The organism is Bacillus sp. MMSF_3328 (genome assembly GCF_030733525.1).
In the GTDB taxonomy this organism is placed as follows: domain Bacteria; phylum Bacillota; class Bacilli; order Bacillales; family Cytobacillaceae; genus Bacillus_AB; species Bacillus_AB infantis.
The window spans coordinates 1-9,218 of sequence record NZ_JASHIV010000040.1 but is presented as its reverse complement, the minus strand read 5'-3'; the positions used below and the strand labels follow the sequence as shown (position 1 = coordinate 9,218).

Annotated in this window: 8 protein-coding genes; 7 read left to right on the top strand and 1 reads right to left on the bottom strand. The window is 35.9% G+C overall.

What is annotated here, in order from left to right; translation table 11 throughout:
- Positions 1–77 precede the first annotated feature (77 nt).
- Together RBB45_RS26210 and RBB45_RS26205 are read left to right on the top strand one after the other, a co-directional pair.
- The gene (locus tag RBB45_RS26210; protein WP_336990371.1) at positions 78–710 is read left to right on the top strand and encodes an ATP-dependent DNA ligase; all 633 of its coding nucleotides are present in this window, start codon (positions 78–80) and stop codon (positions 708–710) included.
- Positions 711–1,437: 727 nt separating this feature from the next.
- Positions 1,438–1,602, top strand: coding sequence for a hypothetical protein (locus RBB45_RS26205; RefSeq protein WP_306010639.1), 165 nt, complete (start codon positions 1,438–1,440; stop codon positions 1,600–1,602).
- 344 nt (positions 1,603–1,946) lie between these two features.
- Here RBB45_RS26205 and RBB45_RS26200 read toward each other — a convergent pair whose 3' ends face one another.
- A complete protein-coding gene (locus RBB45_RS26200; protein WP_306010640.1) occupies positions 1,947–2,150 on the bottom strand; it encodes a helix-turn-helix domain-containing protein in 204 nt (67 codons plus the stop codon).
- An 801-nt stretch (positions 2,151–2,951) separates the two neighbouring features.
- On the opposite strand from RBB45_RS26200, the gene RBB45_RS26195 reads away from it, so the two are divergent.
- The 5 genes from RBB45_RS26195 to RBB45_RS26175 all read left to right on the top strand — a co-directional run.
- Positions 2,952–3,428 (top strand): hypothetical protein, encoded by a 477-nt coding sequence (locus tag RBB45_RS26195; protein WP_306010637.1) that lies wholly within the window; start codon positions 2,952–2,954, stop codon positions 3,426–3,428.
- Entirely contained in the window at positions 3,412–4,035 is a 624-nt protein-coding gene (locus RBB45_RS26190; protein WP_306010636.1) for a hypothetical protein, read from the top strand. The genes RBB45_RS26195 and RBB45_RS26190 overlap by 17 nt, the downstream gene beginning before the upstream one ends.
- A 958-nt stretch (positions 4,036–4,993) precedes the next feature.
- Positions 4,994–5,503, top strand: a complete 510-nt coding sequence (locus tag RBB45_RS26185) for a hypothetical protein (protein ID WP_306010635.1) — start codon at positions 4,994–4,996, stop codon at positions 5,501–5,503.
- Positions 5,504–6,343: 840 nt separating this feature from the next.
- Positions 6,344–7,612: a replication initiation protein gene (locus RBB45_RS26180; RefSeq protein WP_306010634.1), complete on the top strand. Its 1,269-nt coding sequence runs from the start codon at positions 6,344–6,346 to the stop codon at positions 7,610–7,612.
- Between the two features lie 885 nt (positions 7,613–8,497).
- Positions 8,498–9,218 (top strand): hypothetical protein (locus RBB45_RS26175; protein WP_306010633.1); only part of this gene is annotated, 721 nt, incomplete at its 3' end.

Here is a 9,218-nt window from a genome sequence, read left to right as displayed (position 1 = left end):
ATATTATGAATAAAAAAGAGGATAAAACGTTATATATTAAACATTCCATCCTGTAATTATTATAGTATAGTTAAACCATCATAGATGGAGAATTGGTTGCTTTAAATGAGATGGGAGTACCGGATTTTGAACTCCTAATGGAGAAGTATAGAAGCAAAAACAGCGAGGGCGTACAATTCGTTGCCTTTGATGTGATAAGGTACCAGGGGGAAGACACAACATCTTTACCTTTACTGGAGAGAAAGAGAATTTTGAATGAAATTATTCCTGAAGATAATACTTTGATAGCAAAGACACAATTTATTGAAGGCCACGCCAAAGAGTACTTTCAGGCAATTAAAGACCGGGGGCTAGAGGGGATCTGCTTAAAAAGAACGGATGCTAATCGAAACTCCTTTTACCAAGTCGGTAAAAGATCCGACACATGGTTAAAGCTGATAAACTATAGTTATGAAACAGTACAAATCACTGGAATTAGGGACGGTGAATTTGGAGCGTATCTTTCCTTTATGGACGGAAGAGCAGCTGGAGTAATGGAGTTTGCTCCTAAAAAGGATCGGATAAAAATTTATGATTGGGCAAGAAAAACCGGCAATACAGACAAGCAGAATAATATTTGGTTTAATGAAGCAATGAAATGTGAAGTCAAGTATAGAAACCTAACATCAAAGGGACTATTACGGATACCATCTTTTGATAAGTGGGTTTAAAGGCAGTAATGAAAGTACTCATTGCTGTCTTTTTTATTGAAAAAATAGGGGGTGGGACAGTTGGGCCATTTCCTTCAGCTACTAACATAATTGCGTTCCTGGTAGCATCGATCACCGCAGAATGACTGTTATCTTTGAAGTGCTCATGGGGCAACTGGGGGCGGTCTGCCCGCACCTACAGGACCTATCCGAGCTCCAAGTGCACCTGGAATCTGTCAGGAGCGTCCAGTCGCCTGCGCGGGAACCTCGCTATGGACAAATATTCAGGAAGAGGCATAAGTACAGCCTGGAGTCTCCAGCAACTGCTGAACAAGCCGTACTCCGAGAACGCCCGACGTCGGCACGGTATCCTCGGGCTGACTGTTATCCTGGAAGGGTAGGGCAAACAAGCAGCATCGGAAGCCTTCCCATAGCAACACTACCTGGCCGTTGCCAGAAGTGTAAGGTCGCCGGCGTGGTATCATCAGCTGCCGGTTATCTTCTACCAGGATGAAAAAAAATCGTATTGTTTTACCTAAGTATTAGATTGGGAGGAGGATTGCAGTATAATAGAGTTCAAAGGCAGTTTGTGAACTATTTAGAGATACCTGAATTGAATCAAAAAAGGTATTTTGAGGATATGATTAATGTAGATTACCATCTATGTTATAATTTTCTATGAACCGCCTATAATAATATGAGAGAAAGGAGTGGTATTAATAGATTACGAAAGAAAGGTGGTGAATTAGTGAACGATTGGATGAAATATCTAGAAGCAATAGCTATTATTGCAAATATTTTCTTTAGCTTTTCAGACTTTATAGATCGAAAAGCAAATAAAAAGAAACCTTTTCAAAAACGCAGCAAGCGTAAGTTGAAAAAGGTTTCAGGTAAAAAGAGTTACCATAGATAGTAACATTTTAATGGCCGGAGCATTGGGAGTGCTTCCGGTCATTTTTCATTTAAGCAAACTCCATTAATTGGTAATTAATGATAATTGCTTAAACTTTGTTAAACATATTATAACAATTATTCCGTGCAAGGTATACATGTATACTCAATTCAATTATGTTAAATAGTATGGTCATCAATATACAACTTTATTCGTTTATAAAAATGTACTTTTAAAATCGTGGTGTTGATACGAGTCCAAAAAACTATGAGAATTATCTAACAAACGTTTAGCATTTATGGATTAATTCCTGGTCAAATGATGTAGGGAATCACTTAAACCAAAAGGAGATACAAAAGCCTCCATTATCGGAAGTTTTTCAAATGAAAGCTCAACTTATAATGGTTATCTTTATTAATAGCTAACTTTTGCTCCAACAAATTTTTCATCTTTTGTTCATTCTTCTTATTTTGCCTCTTGTTCTCTCTGTTAATGTATCGAGACAAAGTTGTATGAGCTATTCCAATTTCATCAGCTGCTTGTCTAATACTCATATTTAACCTAGCCAAAATTTTTTTAATATTTTCAGGGGTTAGTTCAGTTTCCCATTGAAGAAAAACTGAATGATTGCTGCTCAAATATTTCCGGTTCGTTATCAAAAGATACCTCGACAACCTGGTCCGGAGAATCCAGGATCTTTTTCTCTTTTTTCGGAGTTTGCTCGTTAATGTTTCTCAAATTCCAGTTTCTGCACTGAAGTGGCCGGTGAAGAAATGATCTTTTTATTTTCTTTAACTACATATTCAGCTGGCCGGATATGAACATTCAATTTTGACCAATAGCTTTTTATCCAATTTATTTTTCTTATCCGATCTTCATCAATACCATCGACATATCTCCATTGTTTAATTACACCTTCTGCTTGCAGATCATCTATAGTATTGTCAAATTTATCTCGGATTACAGTACCATTGTACCGGTCAGAGAAGTCCATTTCCTTCAGTAAAGTACTCACTTTAAAAGGTTGGTTAAAATTGTTTTTTACAATTCTCACATCTTACTTAGAAAAACCAAAACTTATATATTCGTCTTTATTTAATTTTTATACTTACTAATTTCACTCCAGCTTTCTCTGCCTTTTTTGTAGCTTTCTGGATCTTCTTAATCAAATCTTTTTCCTTCTTATTCTTACTGAACATAAACAACACTCCTTACAATTTCTCGTTAAATCAATTATGGTCAACCTCCCAAAAAAATATACAGCTATAAGGAATAAACTCGTCCTCTCTTCTCTATATATCTATTAAGGGTGGAAAAGTGGAAAAGTGACCATGGAGTAAGGTAAAAAAATCGGAAGGGGGAGAAGAAGGGTGGAGTATATCAATCCTATCTTCAGCAATTCTAAGATAGTAAAAGAAGTGAAGCCGACAGAGATAAAAAGGAACCAGAAACCCAAACAACCGCGGGCCGTCCGAAGTGATCGGCAGCACAATATAAAGTTCCCAATCACATCGATTGTTCAAATGAAGCTCAGAAGTCATTGTAAACAAGGGAATAGACATCTGAAATTTCAAGGGAAGGCGGAAATTACACAAACCAAATTTAATACACTCTTACTTAGATACGGACTGCAGCATCCACATCTGCTGCAGTGGACACATGAATACACTGACACCAAAACCTATATGCACACTAACCTTCTGGAAAACGAGTATATCCATTCAATTGGCGGGCCACATGGAATAGCTATACAAAAAAATCTTTCAGATAGAAAAGTCGTTTTTCAAATCATTTTTTCTGTCTTGAAATGGATGGAAGGAGAAGGGTCACTTGAAAAAATCTTATAGCACGTTGGATCTTCTTCAAAAGCAGCTTTCTGGGATTACGGAACCAAAAGGTTTTTTCTCCTTTTTTTCTGATAAGCGCTACTTAAAAATAGCCATACCTCATTATTACTTGATCAGAGCCAAAGTGTTTATCCAGGATCTAAGAGACAACTTTAATGACCAGGTACCATTTAATTTTGATGTCGCTATTCTGATTTGGCTGCTTTACGATGACTTTTTGACACAAGTAAAGAGAGGGAAGGCTAACCACGAACATGTAACAAACTTTCTGGTGTCCGGCAAAAAAAGATATTTCCAGAAAAGTTCAAAACAGACTACTAATATGAAGCCTCTCACAACCCGTGTATTTAGTTTTGAGCATAATGAGGAAGAATTGACTGAAGAGAGTCTAAAAGAAGCCAAAACAGCGTATATAACGCTAAGAATGCGCGAATCGGAGATACTAAGAGGAGAAGTCTTATTGGATGATTTATTCAACATGGTTAATACCGACATATCGGTGGAAGAGATGGTTTCAATTATATTTATGGACTTCATGCAAACAGTTAAAACAGAAGGAAGTTCAATGAAACTTCAACGGACAATTATATCTCACATAAGCAAATAAATTATTTTGGAAACGGGTAAGATGCCTGTTTCCTTCATTTATTTATTGATTCTAATTATCTCTATATACAACCATCCCTCCCTCATGGGAGCGGTATCGGCTAACCTACCAGCAGGGAAAGCGGCTAGACGGATACTTCCTCTATATCGGTTCCTGGAGGCACTGGACCAGCAGCCGGAGAGGCCGGTGCCTGCGATTTCCCTGTGGGGGAGCTGAAGGTCAATACACCATTTCCTGACCCAGGACGGTCCGTTGGTGGATGGTTTGCTGGGTAAGTACTTCAGCACTTTCAGATCTGGGTTCTATCCGGCCGGCAGGGGGAGGCGCCGGTACTCACCCCGGCGGGGGACCAGAGGCCATTTGCTTCAGCCTTTTGTTCGGAAATCCACTGAATCGTAACTTAACAACTAAAAAGAGAGCCTGCAGAAGCTCTCTTTTCATAAGTTTAATTAGTTCAGTTCCCGCTTAATTATTTTGTTCTCCGTCGTCCCAGCTGTTTGGCAGCTTGCTTCGCTTTTTCTTGGTACGGGTTAGAATAAAGTGCTGCAGTGGAGGCGTTAGAATGACCGATTTGCCTCATCAGGAGGTGATTACCCTGAAAGTTCGATACACGAAACAATCGTCTTGAACCCTTGAAAGAATTGGGTTTAGGGCGTTATTTAATTGGAGCAGGTTCTTAAATGAAAGTTATCTTAACATGGTGAATACCCATGATAAAGAAAAGAAAGGTATGTAAGCTATTCCTATTTAACCAACAGCGGAGAAGTAAGGATTGATGGAGTTTTGACTTGTTTCATCTAATAATTAAAGATAAATTTGTACCAATATTGACCATCTAATCCGAATTCATAGATACTAAAACTTAAAATAAAGCTATTATTACCGATATATTTATTTGTTAGTTCATAAGTAGCAGTAAGGAAGTGTAATCGTATGGGTCAAGAGGCGAAAAAGTACTATGGTTAGAAGAGGTTATGAAAATTTAAAATGCTTGATTGTAGATAAAGAAAGTCGTATAGATGGGCTCTACCTATTTATAACCATTTCAATGCTTTTATTCTTAGCAGTAAATATTTTTGCTATTACATACAGGCATGGGATAATTGGCTTTTTGGTAATAACAAGTTTATGTGTTTTTTTTGTTCTAGTTGAATTCCTGATATTAAGTGTCACAAGAAACAAGAAACTAGTGGCAGCACTGTTATTTTTATCAGTATTACCTCAGGTAAACTTTTTAACTCTATCTACAGATACAGTATCATATTGTATGGAGCCATCGCATCCTTATTGGGATACAGATATTGGGGGGACACCGCCGAGAAAATATAATGGGGTTCCCATAACTTTAGTGCTATTTTATATGAAAGGTTATAACCCCTGTAATATTCCGGACGAGTATCTCTATCAAGATCATCGCCTTAGAAAAAAATATGATGAAAGTGGCTTTTTATTAGACTGGTTTAAATAATAATTGTGTTTTAGTACAAATATGTATAAGAAACAACAAGGCAAGCGTTCCAAGAAAGGATAAATGAGAGAGAGAACTTTGTATAAAAGCCATCCCTATAAAGGGGATGGCTTTTATATACCAGCTTAATCTTCACATAAAAATTTAGAAAGTAATCTTTGGAGCTAGGCTTTTGTCGGCAACTAATTATTTGTACATATTATCCTAGTTCTATAATAGGATGATAGGAGTAACCTCTAGAAAAAAATTGAATGAAATTATATTAATATACAACTTTGTTGTTTTATATTATTTTAATTGTTTTTAACTTTATATTGTTTTAAATGTTTTAGACATAGGATAAAGCCTTTCATAGAGAGGTTTAATAGATTCTATTATCACAAATTTAACGGGAAAACTCACATATTTAACTTAAACTATCACAAATATAACGGTTAATCTCATTATATTTACGCTTATTATCACAGATATAACGCCTTATTATCACAAATATAACGCCTCTATCACTTTTTTAACGCTCTATTATCACAAATTTAACGATGGTAGAGGTAGCCTTATTTGATTCATGTAAGTGCTATATTTTTGAAAAATATGGGTATTGTGGAGTTCGGTGTTCAAAATAATTATCGAATTTTATCGAACCCCTTTTTAAACAATGGTTCCGAGCTCTTTATTGCAGCCAACTATCACAAAATTAACGCCTAATTATCACAAATTTAACGGATGAAGGGATTGCTCATTGTTTTAACTATCACAAATATAACGTGTACTTTTTATTGCTCCCCACTATCACTTCATGTATATTTGTGATAAGTAGATGGAAGTGGGAAGGATCCTATCATGACTGATAAATTAAATGCACAAATTTATGAGATTGATTCAAAAGATTGGATAACCAAGTCAAATACCATCATCGAGTCCCAATATAAACTTACCCTCCAGGAGCAGCGGATCCTCTTGATTACCGCGAGTAAGGTTCAGCCAAGTGACGAGGATTTCAAACCCTATAAATTCAGAGTTACCGATCTGGTAGACAAGATTGGAATTAGTAGTCAAACCAGTATGTATTCATACATAAAAAGCGTTGTTAAAGGTCTTCAGGGAAAGACGGTTGAATTTAAAAAAGATAACAAGACTATAGTTGCTAACTGGCTAGTAACCTCTATTTATGCTGAACAAGAGGGCACAGTGATACTCAAATTCAATCCGGATCTTAAAGAATTTTTCCTTCAATTGAAGGAGCGATTTACATCTTATCAGTTGGAAAATGTCATTCAATTAAATTCCGTGTATTCTATTCGAATTTATGAATTGCTAAAGCAATATGAAAGTTTAAGAAAAAGGACATTTACGATTGATGAATTAAGAGAGAAATTGGGTATTGAAAAGTCAAAATACAAACAATATGGTCATTTGAAAGACCGCGTGATAAATGCAGCTAAACAGGAGCTAGCGGAAAAAACGGATATTAGTTTTACCTTTCAAGAAGTGAAAAAAGGCAGAAAGGTAACGGGGATTATATTTCAAATAAACAGCAGAAAGAACAATTCGTCACCCATCAAGGAAATCCCTCATGTCGTTGTCGTTCCAGAGGACCAAGAAAAAGAACAAAGTCTACGGGATCGCTTAACTAAATTGAAGGTGAAAAAGGAGTTATTTGATTACCTTTTCAATACATACTCATTGGAACAAATCAAAAGAAATATTGAATATGCTGAAAAGAGGGCATCAACCATTTCTTCTATCGGAGGATATACTTATAAAGCCATCTGTTCAGATTATGCCAAATCCCTGTTAAATAATAATCCTCAGCTGGAAGAAAATGCTGATTCAGCTGCAATACTCAAATACCTTACAGACTATTGGAACAGAACAAATGAGCCGTTACAAAGCTGGTTTGTAGAAGAAAAATCTGTTGAAGAGTTGCAGGTTAAGTTGGAATTAAATCCAGCGGAGGCTGACACTAAATTTGAGATAATAAAAGACCGTCTATACCAGGCTCTTAATATTACTGTTACAGAAACACAGCAGCTTTCTTTTGATGAACTCGATATGAAAAGAGAAGATGTTAAGAAGCGGCTGGAGAAGTATAAAAAGAGTACTATTTAATCATGCATACCAAAGCTGTCAGCGCTTGCTGACAGTTTTTTTGTTCCATCTAAAAGGTTGAGTTGGGAAAATAAAATAAAGATTCTGGGGCAGCGCTTAGGATATATGGTCATTACTGGGGATTCAAAAGGCCAGCATCTACACTTTGAATTACATGATGGCTATGGAACGATCAAAAGAGCAATGCAGGAGCTCCATCTCTATAATTTCTAACTGATAAATACTGCTTTTAGTTAAACTTAATGAAGCCGTTTCCTTGTTTATTTACCAAAATATCAAATGTTGATATACACCAATTTCTCTTTTTGATAAACTTTTAGCAACAATTAACCCATCAATTAAAAGAGAACCTTAAACAAAAAGAAAGGGGTGGGGGAATAATAATTGGGATGCTAAGGGTCCAACAGAAATCAATTGCATAAAGGCTCAGCTTCATGTACTCGAAGCCGGCTGCTAAAAAATATACATTGATGATGTTATGGTACAGAATGGTCAGAATTAAAGACAATGGTAGTGCAGCTGCAAACAGTGGATAAAGTCGTAACTACAAATAATGGTGTTTACAAAACTTTTCAATTCAGTTCGGTTTGATAGACGATAAAATTAATACCTCCTCGACTGAAGAGAGTAATTTCTTTGGCATAAAGACAAATCTTTGAAAATTAGACCGGGATATCGCTAGCGAACGAACAAGAAAAGAGCTAGAGCTGCCATGGCGAAAGGGAGGCCAGCCACAAGTGGATCCCAATAGGGTTGAACGAAGTAAGGTATTAGTCAGGCTACGCTTTACAGTTATATAGATAAGCTATTCGCGCACGCAAAGAAAAGCCCAGAAAATACAACAATCTAATGATTAATCAATCCAAATAACGGGAGCATTTATATATGAAAACAATATTTAATTGGCTTGAGACAAATTATTTGTCAATAAGAGCTGTTCTAGAAATCATTTATTTTATTTCAGCATCTTTTGTCCCTATAATACTGGGCTACATAACCATTAAATATACAAAAGAAGTGAATAAACGGGAAGAATATAATAAAAGGATATTAGAAAGCTCACATAAGCTTCATCCAAGAATTATAGTCAGTGCTCAGGAAAGTACATTACAAACAGAACTCTCACATGAGGTATTAAATATTTATAAGGAGCAAAATATATCTTTAAAAAAGGTTAACCTGGAGTATGAATCTTATATTGAATTGTTTGTTAATTCCTCTGAATACAAAAAGGTATTTATTCCTGTGCTTGGATATTATGGCGTTAGGTCTGGAAACTTATTGCAAGGAAACCAGGTAATTTTATATCCTTATAAACCGAATCGAAAATTCTTTGTCGAGCTATATAGATCGTTTAATAGTGTTAGCCAGAAAGAACAGCCTTCTCTTTATGTTAATCCAGAAATAAAAACCTATCTTAAAATTAGCTATACGAATAGCCTAGATGATGACTACATAGACCATTATGTAGCAGACCAAGCTGGTTATTTTATGTTAACAGAGCAGGAAAATATAAAATTACAAGAGAATTTAAATCTAATGCATGCAATAGATTTTTATAAATTGGATGCTGAATTTTTATGGAGTAAGTTTAAGGAGATAAATC